This window comes from Nitratireductor alexandrii (assembly GCF_004000215.1).
Taxonomy (GTDB): Bacteria; Pseudomonadota; Alphaproteobacteria; order Rhizobiales; family Rhizobiaceae; genus Mangrovimarina; species Mangrovimarina alexandrii.
On record NZ_RBVY01000003.1, the window covers coordinates 418,414 to 437,121 of the forward strand.

The window sequence follows — 18,708 nt, forward strand, 5'->3', positions numbered from 1 at the left end:
GCGGGTATTTTCCGCCCGAGACCGGGACGCGATCCCGCTTGTTCCGATGCGGTCCAACGAACCGCCGATCGACGCCGTCCTGGACGACAGGGCCGGCGCGGATCGGCCCATCCCGCCAGCACGGCCGTGAAGACGGTTATTTGCACTGCAGCATTTTCCCGTTATGGATGGCGCGACCTTCTGCCGCTTCGAATATAGGGGTTCCCGCATTGCCGATATCCAAGATCCTCGTTGCCAACCGGTCCGAAATCGCCATTCGGGTCTTTCGCGCCGCCAACGAACTCGGTCTGCGCACCGTCGCGATCTGGGCCGAGGAGGACAAATATTCGCTCCATCGCTTCAAGGCCGATGAATCCTACCAGGTCGGCCGCGGCCCCCATCTGGCCAAGGATCTCGGTCCGATCGAAAGCTATCTGTCGGTCGACGAGGTCATCCGCGTGGCCAAGCTGTCGGGCGCCGACGCCATTCATCCCGGCTACGGCCTGTTGTCGGAAAGTCCCGAATTCGCCGAGGCCTGCGCCGAAAACGGCATCATCTTCATCGGGCCGAAACCCGAAACCATGCGTCGGCTCGGCAACAAGGTCGCCGCGCGCAATCTGGCCATCGAGGTCGGCGTGCCGGTCGTGCCCGCCACCGAACCGCTGCCCGACGATATGGACGAGGTCGCCCGGATGGCCGAGGCGATCGGCTACCCGGTCATGCTCAAGGCTTCGTGGGGCGGCGGCGGCCGCGGCATGCGCGCCATCCGCGCGCCCGAGGACCTCGCCCGCGAGGTGACGGAAGCCAAGCGCGAGGCCCGCGCCGCTTTCGGCAAGGACGAGGTCTATCTGGAAAAGCTGGTCGAGCGCGCGCGCCATGTCGAGGTCCAGGTGCTGGGCGACACGCATGGCAATGTCGTGCACCTGTTCGAGCGCGATTGCTCCATCCAGCGCCGCAACCAGAAGGTCGTGGAGCGCGCGCCCGCACCCTATCTCGACGCCGCGCAACGCCGGGAACTGGCCGACCACGCGCTCAAGATCGCGCGGGCCACCGACTATATTGGCGCCGGAACGGTCGAATTCCTGATGGATGCCGATACCGGCGCGTTTTATTTCATCGAGGTCAACCCGCGCATCCAGGTCGAGCACACCGTCACCGAGGAGGTGACGGGCATCGACATCGTCAAGGCCCAGGTCCACATTCTCGACGGCGCGGCGATCGGCACGCCGGCCTCCGGCGTGCCGGCGCAGGACCAGATTCGCCTCAACGGCCACGCCATGCAGTGCCGGATCACCACCGAGGATCCCGAGCAGAACTTCATTCCCGACTACGGCCGCATCACCGCCTATCGCGGCGCCACCGGCTTCGGCATCCGGCTCGACGGCGGCACCGCCTATTCGGGCGCCGTCATCACCCGCTTCTACGATCCGCTTCTGGAGAAGGTGACGGCGTGGGCGCCGTCGGCGGAAGAGGCGATCCTGCGCATGGACCGGGCGCTGCGCGAATTCCGTATTCGCGGCGTGGCGACCAACCTGACCTTCCTCGAGGCGATCGTCGCGCATCCGCGCTTCCGCGACAACTCCTACACGACCCGTTTCATCGACGAGACGCCGGAGCTGTTCGCCCAGGTCAAGCGGCGCGACCGGGCGACCAAGCTTCTCAACTACATCGCCGACGTGTCGGTCAACGGCCACCCCGAAACGCGCGGCCGGCCGCGGCCGTCGGCGGAAGCCGCCGCGCCGGTCCTGCCCTTTGTCGGCGGCGACGTGCCCGACGGCGCCAAGCAGCATTTCGATCGGCTCGGGCCGGAGAAATTCGCGCGCTGGATGCGCGACCAGACCCGCGTGCTTGTCACCGACACCACCATGCGCGACGGCCATCAATCGCTGCTGGCGACCCGCATGCGCACGCACGACATCGCCCGCATTGCCGGCGCCTATGCCCGCGCCCTGCCGCAATTGCTGTCGCTCGAATGCTGGGGCGGGGCCACGTTCGACGTTGCCATGCGCTTCTTGACCGAAGATCCCTGGGAGCGGCTCGACCTGGTGCGCAACGGCGCGCCGAACCTGCTTTTGCAGATGCTGCTCAGGGGCGCCAACGGCGTCGGCTACACCAATTATCCCGACAATGTCGTCAGGCATTTCGTCAAGCAGGCCGCCGCCGGCGGCATCGACCTGTTCCGTGTCTTCGACTGCCTGAACTGGGTCGAGAATATGCGCGTGGCGATGGACGCGGTCGGCGCCGAAGGCAAATTGTGCGAGGCGGCGATCTGCTATACCGGCGACATTCTCGACCCCGACCGCGCCAAGTACGATCTGAACTATTATGTCGGCCTGACCCGTGAACTGGAAGCCGCGGGTGCGCACATCATCGCCGTCAAGGACATGGCCGGCCTGCTCAAGCCCGGCGCCGCCCGGGTTCTGTTCAAGGCGTTGCGCGAGGCGACGGATCTGCCGATCCATTTCCACACCCACGACACCTCCGGCATCGCGGCGGCCACCGTGCTCGCCGCCGTGGAGACCGGCGTCGATGCGGTCGACGCCGCCATGGACGCGCTGTCGGGCAACACCTCGCAGCCCTGTCTCGGCTCGATCGTCGAGGCGCTGAAGGGCTCCGAGCGCGACCCCGGCCTCGATCCCGAATGGATCCGGCGCATTTCCTTCTACTGGGAAGCGGTACGCAATCAGTACGCGGCCTTCGAAAGCGACCTGAAGGGGCCCGCCTCCGAGGTCTATCTGCACGAAATGCCCGGCGGGCAGTTCACCAATTTGAAGGAGCAGGCCCGCTCGCTGGGGCTGGAGACGCGCTGGCACGAGGTCGCGCAGGCCTACCACGACGTCAATTTGATGTTCGGCGACATCGTCAAGGTCACGCCGTCGTCGAAGGTGGTCGGCGACATGGCGCTGATGATGGTCAGCCAGGACATGACGGTCGCCGAGGTCGAGGATCCCGCGCGCGACATCGCCTTTCCCGACTCGGTCGTCTCCATGCTGCGCGGCGATCTCGGCCAGCCTCCGAGCGGCTGGCCGGCTGCGCTGCAGGCCAAGGTGCTGAAAGGGGAAAAACCGGTCACCGCGCGGCCGGGCGCACTGCTCGAGGAGGCCGACCTGCCCGCGCGGCGCCGGGAGCTGGAAGAGCAGCTCGGCCGCGACGTCAGCGAGTTCGAGTTCGCTTCATGGCTGATGTATCCGAAAGTGTTTTCCGACTTCGCCGCCGTCACGGACGATTACGGACCCGTCAGCGTGCTGCCGACGCCGACCTATTTTTACGGCATGCAGCCGGAGGACGAGATTTTCGTCGAGATCGAGCGCGGCAAGACGCTGGTCGTGCGTTGCCTGGCGATCGGCGAGACCAACGAAAAGGGCATGGTCACCGTCTTCTTCGAGCTCAACGGCCAGCCGCGCCGGGTCAAGGTGCCGGACCGCGCCCATGGCGCCGCCAACGGCAAGGCGCGGCGCAAGGCCGATCCCGGCAATGACAACCACGTCGCCGCGCCGATGCCGGGCGTCGTCTCGACGCTCGCCGTTTCGGCCGGCCAGGCGATCAAGGCCGGCGACGTGTTGCTGTCGATCGAGGCGATGAAGATGGAAACCGCGCTGCATGCCGAGCGCGACGGTGTGATCGCCGAGGTGCTGGTCGCCGCCGGCGACCAGATCGACGCCAAGGATCTGCTCGTCACCTATGGCGAGCCGTAACCCACGATCCGGCCACGGGCGCGGCCGAAAGACCACGCCCGTCGGCCAAGGCATCGCTCAGCCGTCGATCTGCGCGGCGATGATCGCGATCGCCTGCTGGTAGACGCTCGCCGCGTTCCAGCCCTTGATGGCACGGAAATTGGGCTGACCGGGCTGATAGCCCGCGCCGGGACGCCAGCCATGCGCGCGCAGGAAATTTGCCGTGGAGGCCAAAGCGTCGGCGCGCGAACGCACCAGGTCGAGCCGGCCATTGCCGTCGCCATCGGCGCCGTAGCGCAGGATGCTGCCCGGCAGGAACTGCGTCTGGCCGAGCTCGCCATGCTTGGCGCCGACGCTGGAACTGGAAACCACGCCGCGATCGACCAGGGTCAGGGCTGCGAGAAGGTGGCCGGTGAAGAATTCCGAACGTCGGCAATCATAGGCGAGCGTGGCCGTCGCCGACAAAAGGTTGGAATTGCCCATGAACCTGCCGAAGCCGGTCTCCATGCCCCAGATCGCGATCAGCGGACCGGGCGGCACGCCGTAACGCCGTTCCAGATTGGCGAACAGCTTGGCGTGCTGTTTCTTCAGCCGCTTGCCCTGGCTGGCGATGGTGCTGGCGCCGCGCACCTGCATGAATTTCTTCAGCGAGTATTTAAAGCTTTTCTGTCCGCGGTCGGCGCGGATGGTCGCGGTCGCATAGCGCGTTTGCTGCAGCGCCTTGAGGCCGCGATTGCCGATGCCCTTGGCCCGGGCCTCGGCCGTCATCTGCTGTTTCCAGGCCTCGAATCCGCCGGCATTGTTGCCGCACTGGGCCGCCCAGCCCGCACCGCTGCCCGCCAATGTCGCGACGGCCAGCGCCGCCGCCATCACCATGCCCTTGGACCTGACTGTCATTCCGTTCTCCCGCTGCCTGGACCGGTCGCCACATGCCCGCCTTGACCACAAACAAGCAACGTTCGGTCCGGCACGCACATCGCGTCGAAAGTATGGAGCTAGTTTCGAAACAAGTCTATTCTTGGGCCGGTTAATGGCGGGTTGCGGCTATGTCCGACGTCGAAGGGATGATCGACGGCGCGGCGGCCCCGGCCGGCCTGACGGGTTGTCCGTCGCTCGGGCGCGCATCTGCCCTGCTTTTGCTTGACTTTCGCGGTCAAATCCTGTCTATCCGGCCCCAATTCCGCGACGAGTGATCACTCCGAGCAGCCGACCGGGACCCTTTCTTGAAGGTCTAAAGCGATCCCGGAGGTCAACACCCGGCAGCGCGATGCGCCCCCGGGTGCTTTTTGGCTTTGGCCGTTGGTCGATCGGGACGGACGCATTACCTCTGGTCGAGAACGATCGGAGCAAAGGACGAACGATGTTTGAATCGCTGCAGGAACGCCTTGGATCGATCCTCAACGGCCTGACCGGTCGCGGGGCGCTGTCGGAAGCCGACGTGTCCGCGGCGCTGCGCGAGGTGCGCCGGGCTCTCATCGAGGCCGATGTCGCGCTCGAGGTCGTGCGCTCCTTCACCGATCGCGTGCGCGAGAAGGCCGTCGGCGCGGAAGTCCTGAAATCGATCAAGCCCGGCCAGATGGTCGTCAAGATCGTCCACGACGAGCTGGTCGCCATGCTCGGCTCGGACGGCGAGGTGATCGACCTCAACGCCCCGGCGCCGGTCGTCATCATGATGGTCGGCCTGCAGGGCTCGGGCAAGACGACGACCTCCGGCAAGATCGCCAAGCGGCTCGCCGAGCGCCAGGGCAAGAAGGTCATGATGGCCTCGCTCGACACCCGCCGCCCGGCCGCCCAGGAGCAGCTCAAGCAGATCGGCGAGCAGACCGGCATCGCCACCCTGCCCATCGTGGCCGGGCAGTCGCCGGTCGACATCGCCAAGCGCGCCGTCCAGGCCGGCAGGCTCGGCGGCCACGACGTCGTGATCCTCGACACGGCCGGCCGCACCCATATCGACGAGCCGCTGATGATCGAGATGGCCGACATCCGCAAGGTGTCGGACCCGCACGAGATCCTGCTCGTCGCGGATTCGCTCACCGGCCAGGACGCCGTCAACCTCGCGCGCTCCTTCGACGAGCGGGTCGGCGTCACCGGCCTTGTGCTTACCCGTATGGACGGCGACGGCCGCGGCGGCGCCGCGCTGTCGATGCGCGCCGTCACCGGCAAGCCGGTCAAGCTGATCGGCACCGGCGAGAAGATGGACGCGCTGGAGGAATTTCATCCCAAGCGCATCGCCGACCGCATTCTCGGCATGGGCGACATCGTCTCCCTCGTGGAGAAGGCCGCCGAAACCATCGATGCGGAAAAGGCCGCGGCGATGGCCAAGAAGATGCAGTCGGGCAAGTTCGACCTGAACGATCTCGCCGATCAGTTGCGCCAGATGCAGAAAATGGGCGGCATGGGCGGCATCATGGGCATGATGCCCGGCATGGGCAAGATGAAGGACCAGATCGCGGCCGCCGGCCTCGACGACAAGATGTTCGGCCGCCAGCTCGCCATCATTTCCTCGATGACGAAAAAGGAACGCGCCAATCCCGACATCCTCAAGCACAGCCGCAAAAAACGCATCGCGGCCGGGTCGGGGACCAACGCCGCCGAGATCAACAAGCTCTTGAAGATGCACCGCCAGATGGCCGACATGATGAAGGCCATGGGCGGCAAGGGTAAGGGCGGCGGCGCCATGCGCGGCCTGATGGGCGGCATGGCCCAGAAGATGGGCCTTGGTGGCTTGGGCGGCGGCATGGGCGGCATGCCGGACCTGTCGAAGATGGATCCCAAGCAGCTCGAGCAACTGCAGAAACAGGCCGAGGCGGCCGGTCTCGGAGGCGGCCTGCCCGGCGGTGGCCTGCCGGGTCTGCCCGGCGCGCCGAAGCTGCCCGGACTTGGCACCGGCCTGCCCGGCCTGCCGAAAAAGAAATGAGCGGAGGAACGGCTTTGGCGGACACGTCCGACACCGAGAAGGCCCGCGCGATCCTGGCCGGCTACCGCGCCTCGATCGACAATATCGACGCCGCGCTCGTGCACATGCTGGCCGAGCGGTTTCGGTGCACCAAGGCCGTCGGCCATTTGAAAGCGACGCACGACTTGCCGCCGGCCGACCCCGCGCGCGAGGAGCGCCAGATCGCGCGCCTGCGCCAGCTCGCCGTCGACTCCCATCTCGACCCGGATTTCGCGGAGAAATTCCTCAATTTCATCATCCGCGAGGTGATCCGGCACCACGAAATGATTGCCCGTGAAAACGGTGCCGGGGATGCGCCCCGCGCCGGCGCGGACGGTTGACCCCAAATCCCGATCAGTGAGACCCTAGGAGACAAAAATGGCACTGAAGATCAGACTGGCCCGGGCGGGCTCGAAAAAGCGCCCCTACTATCATGTCGTCGTCGCCGACGTCCGCAGCCCGCGCGACGGCCGCTTCATCGAGGCGATCGGCTCGTGGAACCCGACGCTGCCCAAGGACGCCGAGCGCGTCAAGATCGACGAAGAGCGCGTCAAGCACTGGATCGCCCAGGGCGCCAAGCCGACCGATCGCGTGCTGCGCTTTCTCGACCAGGCTGGTCTTGCCAAGCGTCCGGCGCGCTCCAATCCCAAGAAGGCCGAACCGGGCAAAAAGGCCCAGGAGCGCCTGGCGCTGATCAAGCAGGCCGAGGAAGAGCTCGCCGCCAAGCTCGAGGAAGAAAAGGCCGCTGTGGCCGAGGCTGCCGAAGCGCCGGCAGAGGAAGCAGCGTCCTGATCGTTTCCGACCCGAAATGAAATGATCGACGGCGGGCCACGGTCCGCCGTTTTCTTTTTGAAGGCCCCAAAGCGCGGGCTTCTCACTCTTGGAGCGGGCCTGATCCCGCTCGCCAAGCCGGGTGCGGCAATTTTCCGCTGGACCGAAGACGGGTCGATAGGGCAATCTGGTAGGACCAGATTGCCCGGCACCGTTCGGGTCGAACCCGTAGGCGGAGGAGCACACGGTGAATATCCAATCGACCGCGGCCGGAGACGCCGCCACGCCAATTGATCACGCACGGCTCGACTGCCTGATGGAGGAAGCCGGCATCGACGTGCTCCTGGCCACCTCCAAGCACAATGTCCAATATCTGCTCGGCGGCTATCGCTACATCTTCTTCCATGCCATGGACGCGATCGGCCACAGCCGGTACCTGCCGGTCCTCGTCTACGAAAAGGGCCGGCCCGACCGCGCCGCCTATATCGGCAACAAGATGGAGGGCATGGAACAGCAGGTGAACCCGTTCTGGACGCCCACGGTCAAGACGACCTGCTGGGGCAGCGTCGATGCCGCGCATGAGGCGATCGCCCAGATCAAGGCGATCGGCCGTCATGGCGCCCGGGTCGGCATCGAACCGTCATTCCTGCCGTCCGACGCCTGGCTGGCGCTGACCGCCGGGCTCGAGGATGCGAGTTTCGTCGACGCGACGGGCATGCTGGAGCGCCTGCGCGCGGTCAAGACAGCGGCCGAACTCGACCTCTTGCGTACGGCGTCCGAACTGATCACCGATTCCATGCTGGCGGTGTTTTCCGGCCATGGCGAAGGGGCCGGCAAGGCCGAACTGGTCGATGCGCTGCGCCGCGAGGAGACCGCTCGCGGCCTCCAGTTCGAATATTGTCTGATCACCATCGGCTCCAGCCACAATCGCGCCGTGTCGCCGCAAAGCTGGCAGTCGGGCGAGGTGCTGTCGCTCGATTCAGGCGGCAATTATCGCGGTTATATCGGCGATCTGTGCCGCATGGGCGTTCTCGGTGACCCGGATGCGGAGCTGGAAGACCTGCTGGCCGAGGTCGACGCCGTCCAGCAGGCCGCGTTTTCGAAGATCAAGGCGGGCGCGACCGGAGCGGAGATGATCGCCCATGCCGAAAAGACGCTCAAAGCGCTGCCCAATGCCGCCTGCAACGACTTCTTCGCCCACGGCATGGGGCTGATCAGCCACGAGGCGCCGTTCCTGATGACCAACCATCCCGTCGCCTATGACGGCGTCGACGCCGACAGGCCGCTGGAAGCCGGCATGGTGATCTCGGTCGAGACCACCATGCTTCATCCGCGCCGTGGTTTCGTCAAGCTGGAAGACACGGTGGCCGTGACCGACAACGGCCACGAGCTGATCGGCGATCGCGGCCGCGGCTGGAATCGCGGACAGGCATAGGCCAGGCGATCAAAGCCGGATCATAGGCATTTGCACGCAATTTTGCCGGCAAAAAAATTTATCGCGAGCCCCGCCCTTCTCATCCGCGGAGAGGGGCGGGCGAGAAGAGCGGCTGCCCGACGACCAACTACGCCGCCTGCTTTTTCGGCTTGATCAGACCGCGCGCCACAAGCATCTCGGCGATCTGGACTGTGTTGAGCGCTGCGCCCTTGCGCAGATTGTCGGAGACGACCCACAGATTGAGGCCGTTGTCCAAGGTCGAATCCTCGCGGATGCGGGAAATATAGGCCGCGTCCTCGCCGGCTGATTCCAGCGGCGTGACGTAGCCGCCGTCCTCGCGCTTGTCGACGACCAGGCACCCCGGCGCCTCGCGCAGGATCTCGCGCGCCTCGTCGGCGGTGATCGGCTTTTCGAACTCGATATTGACCGCCTCCGAATGGCCGATGAAGACCGGCACGCGCACGCAGGTCGCCGTCAGCTTGATCTTCGCATCGAGCATCTTCTTGGTTTCGGCCACCATCTTCCATTCTTCCTTAGTGGAGCCGTCCTCCATGAAGACGTCGATATGCGGAATGACATTGAAGGCGATGCGCTTGGTGAACTTCTTCGCCTCGATCGGGTCGGCGACGAAGACGGCGCGCGTCTGCTCGAAGAGCTCGTCCATGCCTTCCTTGCCCGCGCCCGACACCGATTGGTAGGTCGATATCACCACGCGGCGGATGGTGGCCGCGTCGTGCAGCGGCTTCAGCGCGACGACGAGCTGGGCGGTCGAGCAATTGGGATTGGCGATGATGTTCTTCTTGGTGAAGCCTTCGATCGCATCGGCGTTCACCTCCGGCACGATCAGCGGCACGTCGGCGTCGTAGCGCCAGGCCGAGGAGTTGTCGATCACCACGCAACCCTGCTTGCCGATGCGCGGCGACCATTCCTTCGACACGCTGCCGCCGGCCGACATCAGGCAGATATCGGTGCCGGAAAAATCATAGCTGTCGAGCGCCTTCACCTTCAGCGTGCGGTCGCCGTAGGAAACCTCGGTGCCGACGGAGCGCCGCGAGGCGAGGGGCACGACCTCCTCGGCCGGAAAGCCGCGCTCCTCCAGAATATTGAGCATTTCGCGGCCGACATTGCCGGTGGCGCCGGCGACTGCAATCTTGAAACCCATTTCGGTCATCTCCTGTCACTCCCCTTTTCCTGGAATGTCCGCCGGCGGGCCAGGCGGCTTTCCCCGGCCGGACCCGGGGAGAGGGGGAGTAAGGCCGAGAAAATCAGACCGTTTTTGCGGTCGTTTTGGCTCGGGTTTTGAGGGTGGCGCAGCGCGCGCGCATGCCGCCGCCGGAGACAAATCCGGACGGATACCGACGAGACACTGCGAAAACACAGGCGGGCATGGTCTGCTCCACGAAACGCACCGCTTCTAGCGGTTCTGCGTAAAGAGTCAATTGCCTGCCGCTCGGACCGATCATGCGCAATGTGGTTCATCGCCTTCCTGTGAAAGGGCGCCGCCGTTGACTTCTTCCCTCCGGCACGGAAACTTGCACGGTGGATGAAAACGCCGGAAGGGCCGTCATGCGCGGCGAAGTTCTTTATTTCGATGACCAGCGCGGCATCGGTTTCATCAACGGCGATGACGGCAACCGCTATCATTTCGCCGGCCCGGACCTGGTCTCGGCGGCGGCACCGGGCAAGGGCGCCAAGGTCGAGTTCCTGACCGAGGGCAACCGCGCCCGCGACGTGATGGCTCTCGGCGGCGCGCGCCAAAAACCTGCCGGGACCGAGACGGAGCCTTCCGCCACCGCGCCGTCGCGGCTTGCCGGAAGCAAAACGCACGGCCGGCGCTCGCTTTTCGGCCATTTCCTCGATTGCGTGACGGTCTCCTATGCCAGACTGGGGGCACGCGCGCCGCGTCGGGAGTTTTGGGGATTTTTCCTGTTCGGCTTCATCGTCATGGTGGCGGCGATTTTTGCCGGCCTGATCGCCGATGGCGTGGCCGGCAATCTCGATCGCGAGGAACCGGTGCTCGCGCTCGGCCTGACCGGCATTCTGGTGCTGGCGCTGGCGCTGCCCTCGATCGCGGTCACGATCCGCCGGCTGCACGATATCGGCCTGTCGGGATGGTTCATCCTGCTCGGTTTCGTGCCCACGGTGGGCAATCTGATCATCCTCGTCTTCGCGCTGATCCCGTCGCAGAAATCCGAAAACAAATGGGGACCGCCCCCGTTTGGGTGACGGTCCCGCACCGGCAAACGATCGGACTCAGGCCGACAGGGCCAGATATTTGGCCGTGATCGCGTCGCCCATCTCCGCGGTGGAGAGCTGGGTCTTGCCGTCCGACATGATGTCGGCGGTGCGCATCCCGTCCTCCAAAACACCGGCGATCGCCGCTTCGAGCCGATCCGCTTCGGCGACCATGTTGAAGGAATAGCGCAGGCACATCGCGAACGAGGCGATCATCGCGATCGGGTTGGCGAGCCCCTTGCCGGCGATGTCGGGCGCGGAGCCGTGTACCGGCTCGTACAGCGCCTTGCGCGCGCCGGACTTGGGATCGGGGGCGCCGAGCGAGGCCGACGGCAACATGCCGAGCGATCCCGTCAGCATCGCCGCGACATCCGACAGCATGTCGCCGAACAGGTTGTCGGTGACGATCACGTCGAACTGCTTGGGCCAGCGCACCAGCTGCATGCCGCCGGCATCGGCCAGCATATGGGTCAGCTCGACATCGGCGTAGTTTGCCTTGTGGGTCGCCGCCACGACCTCCTTCCACAGCACGCCGGATTTCATCACATTGTGCTTTTCCATCGAGCACACCTTGTTGGCGCGGGTGCGCGCCAGCTCGAAGGCGACGCCGGAAATGCGCTCGATCTCGAACGTATCGTACACCTGGGTGTCGATGCCGCGCTTCTGGCCGTTGCCGAGGTCGATGATCTCCTTGGGTTCGCCGAAATAGACGCCGCCGGTCAGCTCGCGCACGATCAGAATATCGAGCCCTTCGACAACCTCCTGCTTGAGCGAGGAGGAGGCGGCCAGCGCCGGATAGCAGATCGCCGGACGCAGATTGGCGAACAGCTCCATCTCCTTTCTGAGCCGCAGCAGGCCGGCCTCCGGCCGCACCTCGTAGGCGACGCCGTCCCATTTCGGTCCGCCGACCGCGCCGAACAGCACCGCGTCGGCGGCCAGGGCCTTTTGCATATCCTCATCCGAGATCGCCTGGCCGTGCGCGTCGTAGGCCGCGCCGCCGACCAGCCCCTCCTGAACCGTGAAACCGGCGGACTGGGTGTCGTTCAACACCGCAATCAGCTTGCGCACCTCCGCCATCGCCTCGGGGCCGATACCGTCGCCGGGAAGAAGCAGAAGGTTGCGCGTCACCATGGAAAATCCTTTCGAAAAAGGCGGGAATCCGCCGCCGAGTGAGGTGGAAATGAGGTCGATTTCGGAGTCGCGACACTAGCTATCCGTCAGACGCCGATTGCGCAAGTCGCGCGCCGGCGGGTCAGCCCGCAGTCCCGCGCCGCAAGGCCGTCACCTCGATCTCGATTTTCATCTCCGGCTCGTTGAGCTGACACACGACCATGGTCGCCGCCGGCCTTATTGCGCCGAAGACTTCCCCGAGGATCGGAAACACCGTTGGCACGAAGGCGCGGTCGGTCACATAATAATGCGCCCGCACCACGTCGGCGAGGTCGAAGCCGGCTTCGGCCAGCGCGGCGGCGATCGTGGCGAGGCAGTTGCGCGTCTGCGCCTCGATCGTCTCCGGCATCGTCATGGTGGCGTAATCGTAGCCGGTCGTGCCGGACACGAAGCACCAGTCGCCCTGGACGACCGCGCGCGAATAGCCGGCAATTTTCTCGAAGGGGGAACCGGTGGAGATAAGGCGTCTCGTCATATCGTGCCTCCTGCCTTCTTCAGCCGTTCCAGCACCGCCGGGTCGGGCTGCGAGCTGGAAAGGTCGACATGATGTTTCGCATCGCGCGGCGGCAACACGACGCTGTTGAAGGGTTCGGCCACCACGCCGCCGAAACGCGCTTCATGCACCACGACCCGGCGTTTGCGGATAAGGCAGATCACCAGGATCGCGCGATCGTCGTAGCGGGACGGATCGTCGGCGAAACCCCAGGTCAGGCCGCCGGACAGAGACGCATTGCCGAAGACGAGGCGCCGGCCGGTCCCGTCTTCGGCTGTGGCCAGGCAATCCCGGCAGAAATACCAGGGATAGCGCGCGAAAGCCCGCTGGACCTTTCCGCAACCGGGACAGAAATGATCGTCCATGCTCATCGGGCGCGACCCGGCCGGATATCGGCTCGATCGACACTCACAGATCGTCCGGCACCAAAGCGGCGATCGCGGCCGGCCACTGATCGCGCGCCGGCCAGAAGCGCGGCGTCGGTTCGGCCTGCTGCTGGGCGAAATACAGGGCGCGGTTTTCGACGTCGACGACAACGAACGTGTCCTGGGCACCGCAGGCATGCGGCACGCAGCCGCGCGCCGTCAAAACACCGCCATCGGTGATTTCGGGCTCGCTCGCGGTGCCGAGCCCGGCCGCGACTGAAAACAGCTCGTCCCCGAGCAGCGCCTGCGCCGTCTCGTAGAGCCCGGCATTGCGGAAAAGCTCGATCGGATGGCTGACCGTCGCCGGATCGAAGCTCGACCAGTCGCTGCCCTGCTGCGGCGCGTAGGACAGCACACCCGCCGTCTCGAACCCGCCATCGGGAACCCAGGAGCGGATCGTGGTCTGCTCGCCGGGCCTCAGATAGGGCATGAAATAGATACGCTCGTCCGTCACCGCCGGCGGCGGCGCGCCGCATTCCTCGCCGACGATCTCAGTTTCCAAGGCGCCGGTCTCGGCCTTCCACACCATGATCGTGTAGGGGCCGCAGGCATTGCCGCCATTGCCCGCCGACAGCAACGCGATCTCGACGCCGCGCACGGTGACGACCCGGTCGAAGCCGATAAAATAGTCGCGATGCAGCTCGCGCCCCTCGTAAGCCACCACCCGCTCGTAATCCTGGCGGGCGATCGTCAGGTCACCGCCCTGGAAGGAATAGCGCTGGACCTCTTCGTCCTCGGCCCGCGCCGCGCCGGCGGCGAGGAGAGCGACGAGGACGAAAACGGGAATGCGGGACAAAATCGACATGGTCGCTCCGGATCGCTTGGGCCGGAGCGCGGATACAAGGCGCGGTCGGCCGGTCTGCGATGCAGACTAACGGCAAAACCGCTTGGCGCGAAACCGTCACGGCGGCCCGGCCGGAAATTTTTCCGCGCCTGCCGGGCGCGGCCGGTCAGACCACGATGCGCCCGACGATGCGGCGCACGATCGGAGCCACCACCAGCACCGCGGGAAAGGCCAGCGCCCAGGACGGCAGCCAAGCCGAAAGCCAGTAGAAAAGGAACGCAGCGTCGACGCCGCGCGCGATCGCCGTCGACAGGCCCGAGACGATGAATGACATCAGGCCCGACAAAAGCAGACCGAACACGATCGGCTCCAGCCGCCGAGGCACGAAGGGACGCATGAAACCCGCTTCGGCCGCTCAGGCCCAGGGGCGGGCGGTGGCGGCCTTTTCTTCGTAGGCGGCGATCGCCGGCGCCTTTTCCATGGTCAGGCCGATATCGTCGAGCCCGTTGAGCAGGCAATGGCGGCGGAATTCGTCGAGATCGAAGGCGATCACACCGCCATCCGGGCCGCGGATCTCCTTGGCTTCCAGATCGACGGTGACGGTCGCGTTGGCGCCGCGGCTGGCATCGTCCATCAGCTTGTCGAGCTCTTGCTGGCTGACCTTGATCGGCAAGACGCCGTTCTTGAAGCAGTTATTGTAGAAAATATCGGCGAACGAGGTCGAGATCACGCAGCGAATACCGAAATCCAGCAGCGCCCAGGGCGCATGCTCGCGGCTCGATCCGCAGCCGAAATTGTCTCCCGCCACCAGGATCTGCGCCTTGCGGTAGGCCGGCTTGTTGAGCACGAAATCCGGATTTTCCGACCCGTCCTCGTTGTAGCGCATCTCCGCGAACAGGCCGGTGCCGAGACCGGTGCGCTTGATCGTCTTGAGATAGTCCTTGGGGATGATCATGTCGGTGTCGACATTGACGATCGGCAAGGGGGCTGCGACGCCGGTTAAGGTGGTGAACTTGTCCATTCCGCGGGCCTGTCGGTTGATCGGAAATTCTGTCGGCTCCGCTTTATACGGATCGCGCGCGCAAATCAAAGGGCGACCGGGCGCGACGGCGGGGCCTTGCGGTCCCGCCGCTCCTTGCACGCAGCTAGGCCTGGGTCGTGCGGCGCAGCGCCATGACGCCGGTTTCCGTGCCGGTCAGCCGGCGCGAACGGCCATCCTCGCCGACGATCATGGTGATCCGGCGCCGCTCCGAGGAGAACAGCTCCGACGTCACCACGTCGACCGGCGGGTCGAAGGCGATGGTGGCCCGCCACAGGCCAGGTTTGATGGTCTCCGAAAGTCCGAAGACCCGCCCCTGCGCGGGCTTGCCGTTGAAATGGCCCTCGACCCGGTCGCCGACGGCGAAGGGGGCGCCGGCGGCAGCGCTGGCCGGCGCGGACGCGGTGGCGGCAAGCGTGTTCCAGTCGCGCGCGCCGTTCTGGCGGGCGACGAGCTCGAGCGCCTTGCCGTGCGAGACGGCGATGCCGTCTGCCGCCAGCGCCGCGCGTAACCGCTTGGCATGGGTCTTGTAGTCGGTGGATGGTGTCATCACCGTTCGCTCCTATCGCTTTGCGAGCGGCATTCTGCTCACGGGAGCCCGCATTGCCGTTTCGGCCGCCACATCGACAGGGAAACGATAAGATCGTCGGAAGCTTCACCATGGCTTGCGCCGCGGGCGGCAGGGGCTTCCGGCCCTTGCGAGCCGCTCAGATAGGCATGCGGACCGGCCGCGTCAATATGCAGCATGCCGCGCACCGGAACTGGAGCGCCGGACAGCGACCGGACCGTCAGATCACGTTGAGTTCGCGGAACGGCCGGCCGGCGGCGATGCGTTCGTAGCCGAAGGCGGAACAATCGACCGTGCGGTAGCCGCCGTGAACCAGGAATTCCGCCAGCGCCTTGCCGACGGCCGGCGCCTGCTGCAGGCCATGGCCGGAAAAGCCGTTGGCGAACACGAAATTGCCGACCTCGGGATGCGGGCCGATGACGGCGTTCTGGTCGAGCGTGTTGTAGTCGTAGTGCCCGGCCCAGGCGCGCTGCAGCTTGATCGCCTCGAAGGCGGGGATGCGGGTGGCGAGTGCCGGCCAGATCGCCGCCTCGAACAGCGTCCAGTCGGGATCGAAATCGGCCGGATCGGCAGGTCCGTCATTGGCCGCATCCTCGGCGCCGCCGGTGATGAAGACCGAGCCTTCCGGCCGGACATATATACCGCAGGGATCGACGATCAGCGGCATGTCGTCGAAACGTTCGCGCGCCTCGAACACGAACACCGTGCGCTTGCGCGGCTCGACCGGCAGCGCCAGCCCGGCCATGGCCGCCACCGCGCCGGCATTGGGCCCGGCCGCGTTGATCACGGCGCCCGCGCCGATCCGTTCGCCCGTGTCGAGCGTAACGGTTTCGACCCGGTTGCCGGTGCGCTCCAGCCCGGTCGCCGACACGGGCAGAAAATCGACCGCGCGCCCGCGCAATGCCTTGCGAAACAGCATCAAAAGCGCATGCGCGTCGAACCAGCCCTCGCCCGTTTGCCCATAGGCGCCGGCCGCGACACCTTCGGTCGACAGCCAGGCGAAACGCCGCTTCAGGGCAGCCGCGTCCTCGAGCAGGATGTCGCCGCCCTCGGCCCGTTGCACCGCATGGTTGGCGGCAAGGATCGGCCGCCCCGCCTCCGAGGCCAGGATCAGGTAGCCTTTTTCGCGCAGGCCGATATCGGCCTGCGGCCCGAACACGTCCGTCAGCCGGCGGAACAGCTCGAGGGTGAAGCGCGACAGGCGGATATTTTCGGGGATCGAGAATTGCTGGCGGATCGAGGCGCAGGACAGGGTGGTCGCGGCGGTGGCGAATTGCGGATCGCGCTCGAGGAGCGCGATCGAACCCGAAAACCCTTCCTCGCGCAGATACCAGGCGATCGAACTGCCGACGATCGCGCCGCCGATGATGACGATGTCGTAGGTCTTCACCCTGTCCTCCCCGGCTTGGACCCGGTGCGCCGCCTGACGGCGCGCCGTCCCGCATCAGACAGATTCCGCGCCCACTTGCAAGCCGGCCGTCGCGGCGGCATGAAGGAGTCATGCACACAGCCACGCCGCCGCCGCTTCGCTCCGTCCTCTATGTTCCCGCCGCCAACGACAAGGCGCTCGCCAAGGTCGCCGGGCTTGCCTGCGACGCGGTGATCGTCGACCTCGAGGACGCCGTCGCGCCGGAGGAAAAGACCGTCGCGCGCGAACGCATGGTGCGGTTTTTCGCCGGCCGCGCGCGCGGCGGTCGGCCGGTCGCGGTGCGGATCAACGCGCTCGCCAGCGAATGGGGCGCCGACGATCTGGAGGCCGCGCGCGCTTGCCGGCCGGATGCGATCCTGTTACCGAAGGTCGAGACGCCGCGCGACGTGCTGGAGGCCAATGACCGTCTCGACCGGGCCGAGGCCGCGCCCGACCTGGCATTGTGGGCAATGGTGGAAACGCCGCGCGCGATTCTCAATCTCGGCGCCATCGCCGAGCTCGGCCGCGACCGCGGCGCCCGGCTTGCCTGTCTGGTCGCCGGCACCAACGACCTCGTCAAGGAAACCGGCGTCGCCATGACCGCCGACCGGCAATGGCTGCTCGCCTGGCTGCAGCAGATCGTGCTCGCCGCGCGCGCCGGCGGCCTTGTTGCGCTGGACGGGGTCAGCAACGATTTCCGCGATCTCGACGCCCTGGCGCACGAATGCCGTCAGGGCGCGGCGATGGGCTTCGACGGCAAGACGCTGATCCATCCGGCCCAGATCGGGCCGGCCGAGATCGCCTTTTCGCCTTCGGCGCAAGAAATCGCCCAGGCCGAACGGATCGTCGCCGCCTTCGCCGCGCCTGGCAACGAGAACAAGGGCGTGCTGTCGATCGACGGCCGCATGACCGAGCGGCTGCATCTCGACCAGGCCAGACGGCTTCTGGCCAAGGCGGGCCGGCGGACCGGAGAGGAAACCGCATGAAACTCTATCGCTATCTCACCGGGCCGGACGACGCCGCCTTCTGCCACAAGGTGACGGCGGCGCTGAACAAGGGCTGGCGGCTGCACGGCTCGCCCGCTTACGCCTTCGACGCCGCCAGCGGAACGATGCGCTGCGGCCAGGCGGTGGTGAAGGAGGTCGACGGCCTCGACTACGAGCCCGGCATCAAGCTCGGGGAGTATTGAACGGGCGCCCGTGGGCCATGGACCGCGTCACGCCACGCTTTCCTCGATCTTTTCCATGTCCTCATCGGACAGGCCGAAATGGTGGCCGAGCTCGTGGATCAGCACATGGGTGACGATGTCGCCCAGCGTTTCCTCGTTTTCGGCCCAATAATCGAGAATGGCGCGCCGGTAGAGCGTGATGCGGTTCGGGCCTTCGCCGGTTGCCGGGTTCCAGCGCTCGGCGATGCCGCGGCCCTCGAACAGGCCGAGCAGGTCGAACGGGGTTTCCAGCGACAAATCGTCCATGATCTCCTCGGTCGGAAACTCGGCGATCTGAATGACGATCTCGCCGGTCAGCGCGCGAAAGTCCGCCGGCAGATGCGCATAGGCTTCCAGCGCCAGGATTTCCATCTCGTCCATCGACGGGGAGAGTTGATCGTGCCAGGCGCGGGTCTGGTAGATGCGGGCCATGCTTTTGTCCTTTGGCCGCCATATAGCCTTTTGTTTCCGGCCTTGCGAGGGGCGCCGTGGCGCGGGATCGGCGGAGGCGGGCCCCGATCGGCGGCCCGACGCGGAATAAATTCTTATCGGCCCTGCTTGACTCTTGGGGCAGGCTCTGGAATC

At 66.0% G+C, this 18,708-nt stretch carries 20 protein-coding genes; 9 read left to right on the forward strand and 11 right to left on the reverse strand.

Annotated features, from left to right (window positions below):
• Positions 1-209: 209 nt before the first annotated feature.
• Positions 210-3,674, forward strand: coding sequence for a pyruvate carboxylase (pyc, locus tag EP380_RS08725; RefSeq protein WP_127598033.1), 3,465 nt, complete (start codon positions 210-212; stop codon positions 3,672-3,674).
• A gap of 57 nt (positions 3,675-3,731) precedes the next feature.
• Here the strand turns inward: pyc and EP380_RS08730 are convergent, their stop codons facing one another.
• Positions 3,732-4,550 carry a lytic murein transglycosylase gene (locus EP380_RS08730; protein ID WP_106570289.1) on the reverse strand — a complete coding sequence of 273 codons (819 nt, stop codon included), beginning with the start codon at positions 4,548-4,550 and terminating at the stop codon, positions 3,732-3,734.
• Positions 4,551-4,699: 149 nt separating this feature from the next.
• On the opposite strand from EP380_RS08730, the gene EP380_RS23545 reads away from it, so the two are divergent.
• From EP380_RS23545 to EP380_RS08750, 5 genes are all read left to right on the forward strand, one after another.
• The gene (locus tag EP380_RS23545) at positions 4,700-4,846 is read left to right on the forward strand and encodes a hypothetical protein (protein ID WP_158264313.1); all 147 of its coding nucleotides are present in this window, start codon (positions 4,700-4,702) and stop codon (positions 4,844-4,846) included.
• A gap of 167 nt (positions 4,847-5,013) precedes the next feature.
• Positions 5,014-6,570: a signal recognition particle protein gene (gene ffh, locus EP380_RS08735; protein WP_106570290.1), complete on the forward strand. Its 1,557-nt coding sequence runs from the start codon at positions 5,014-5,016 to the stop codon at positions 6,568-6,570.
• Complete coding sequence (locus EP380_RS08740) at positions 6,567-6,929, forward strand: chorismate mutase (protein ID WP_106570291.1); 363 nt, start codon at positions 6,567-6,569, stop codon at positions 6,927-6,929. The genes ffh and EP380_RS08740 overlap by 4 nt, the downstream gene beginning before the upstream one ends.
• A 37-nt stretch (positions 6,930-6,966) precedes the next feature.
• On the forward strand, positions 6,967-7,380 hold the full coding sequence (gene rpsP, locus EP380_RS08745) for a 30S ribosomal protein S16 (protein ID WP_106570292.1): 414 nt from the start codon (positions 6,967-6,969) through the stop codon (positions 7,378-7,380).
• Positions 7,381-7,606: 226 nt separating this feature from the next.
• Positions 7,607-8,794, forward strand: coding sequence for a M24 family metallopeptidase (locus EP380_RS08750; RefSeq protein ID WP_238719785.1), 1,188 nt, complete (start codon positions 7,607-7,609; stop codon positions 8,792-8,794).
• 127 nt (positions 8,795-8,921) lie between these two features.
• Here the strand turns inward: EP380_RS08750 and EP380_RS08755 are convergent, their stop codons facing one another.
• Positions 8,922-9,956: an aspartate-semialdehyde dehydrogenase gene (locus EP380_RS08755; protein ID WP_106570522.1), complete on the reverse strand. Its 1,035-nt coding sequence runs from the start codon at positions 9,954-9,956 to the stop codon at positions 8,922-8,924.
• A gap of 404 nt (positions 9,957-10,360) precedes the next feature.
• Between EP380_RS08755 and EP380_RS08760 the strand changes: the two genes are divergently transcribed.
• Positions 10,361-11,020, forward strand: a complete 660-nt coding sequence (locus EP380_RS08760) for a DUF805 domain-containing protein (protein WP_127598035.1) — start codon at positions 10,361-10,363, stop codon at positions 11,018-11,020.
• Between the two features lie 27 nt (positions 11,021-11,047).
• On the opposite strand, the gene leuB is transcribed toward EP380_RS08760, so the two are convergent.
• The 8 genes from leuB to EP380_RS08800 form a co-directional block, all read right to left on the reverse strand.
• Positions 11,048-12,160 (reverse strand): 3-isopropylmalate dehydrogenase, encoded by a 1,113-nt coding sequence (leuB, locus tag EP380_RS08765; RefSeq protein ID WP_127598037.1) that lies wholly within the window; start codon positions 12,158-12,160, stop codon positions 11,048-11,050.
• A gap of 121 nt (positions 12,161-12,281) precedes the next feature.
• Positions 12,282-12,674, reverse strand: a complete 393-nt coding sequence (locus tag EP380_RS08770) for a RidA family protein (RefSeq protein WP_127598039.1) — start codon at positions 12,672-12,674, stop codon at positions 12,282-12,284.
• Positions 12,671-13,063: an ADP-ribosylglycohydrolase gene (locus EP380_RS08775; protein ID WP_127598041.1), complete on the reverse strand. Its 393-nt coding sequence runs from the start codon at positions 13,061-13,063 to the stop codon at positions 12,671-12,673. The genes EP380_RS08770 and EP380_RS08775 overlap by 4 nt, the downstream gene beginning before the upstream one ends.
• A gap of 37 nt (positions 13,064-13,100) precedes the next feature.
• Positions 13,101-13,922 (reverse strand): hypothetical protein, encoded by an 822-nt coding sequence (locus EP380_RS08780; protein ID WP_127598043.1) that lies wholly within the window; start codon positions 13,920-13,922, stop codon positions 13,101-13,103.
• A gap of 145 nt (positions 13,923-14,067) precedes the next feature.
• Entirely contained in the window at positions 14,068-14,298 is a 231-nt protein-coding gene (locus EP380_RS08785) for a DUF2798 domain-containing protein (protein ID WP_106570298.1), read from the reverse strand.
• A gap of 18 nt (positions 14,299-14,316) precedes the next feature.
• Entirely contained in the window at positions 14,317-14,922 is a 606-nt protein-coding gene (gene leuD, locus EP380_RS08790) for a 3-isopropylmalate dehydratase small subunit (RefSeq protein WP_106570299.1), read from the reverse strand.
• 124 nt (positions 14,923-15,046) lie between these two features.
• Positions 15,047-15,490: a glyoxalase superfamily protein gene (locus tag EP380_RS08795; RefSeq protein ID WP_106570300.1), complete on the reverse strand. Its 444-nt coding sequence runs from the start codon at positions 15,488-15,490 to the stop codon at positions 15,047-15,049.
• Between the two features lie 238 nt (positions 15,491-15,728).
• Positions 15,729-16,898, reverse strand: coding sequence for an NAD(P)/FAD-dependent oxidoreductase (locus tag EP380_RS08800; RefSeq protein ID WP_127598045.1), 1,170 nt, complete (start codon positions 16,896-16,898; stop codon positions 15,729-15,731).
• A 110-nt stretch (positions 16,899-17,008) separates the two neighbouring features.
• On the opposite strand from EP380_RS08800, the gene EP380_RS08805 reads away from it, so the two are divergent.
• Together EP380_RS08805 and EP380_RS08810 are read left to right on the forward strand one after the other, a co-directional pair.
• Positions 17,009-17,902, forward strand: coding sequence for an HpcH/HpaI aldolase/citrate lyase family protein (locus tag EP380_RS08805; RefSeq protein ID WP_106570302.1), 894 nt, complete (start codon positions 17,009-17,011; stop codon positions 17,900-17,902).
• Positions 17,899-18,105, forward strand: a complete 207-nt coding sequence (locus tag EP380_RS08810; protein WP_106570303.1) for a DUF1737 domain-containing protein — start codon at positions 17,899-17,901, stop codon at positions 18,103-18,105. Before EP380_RS08805 ends, EP380_RS08810 begins: the two co-directional genes overlap by 4 nt.
• Positions 18,106-18,132: 27 nt before the next feature.
• Here the strand turns inward: EP380_RS08810 and EP380_RS08815 are convergent, their stop codons facing one another.
• Positions 18,133-18,555 carry a metallopeptidase family protein gene (locus EP380_RS08815; protein ID WP_106570304.1) on the reverse strand — a complete coding sequence of 141 codons (423 nt, stop codon included), beginning with the start codon at positions 18,553-18,555 and terminating at the stop codon, positions 18,133-18,135.
• Positions 18,556-18,708: the final 153 nt, after the last annotated feature.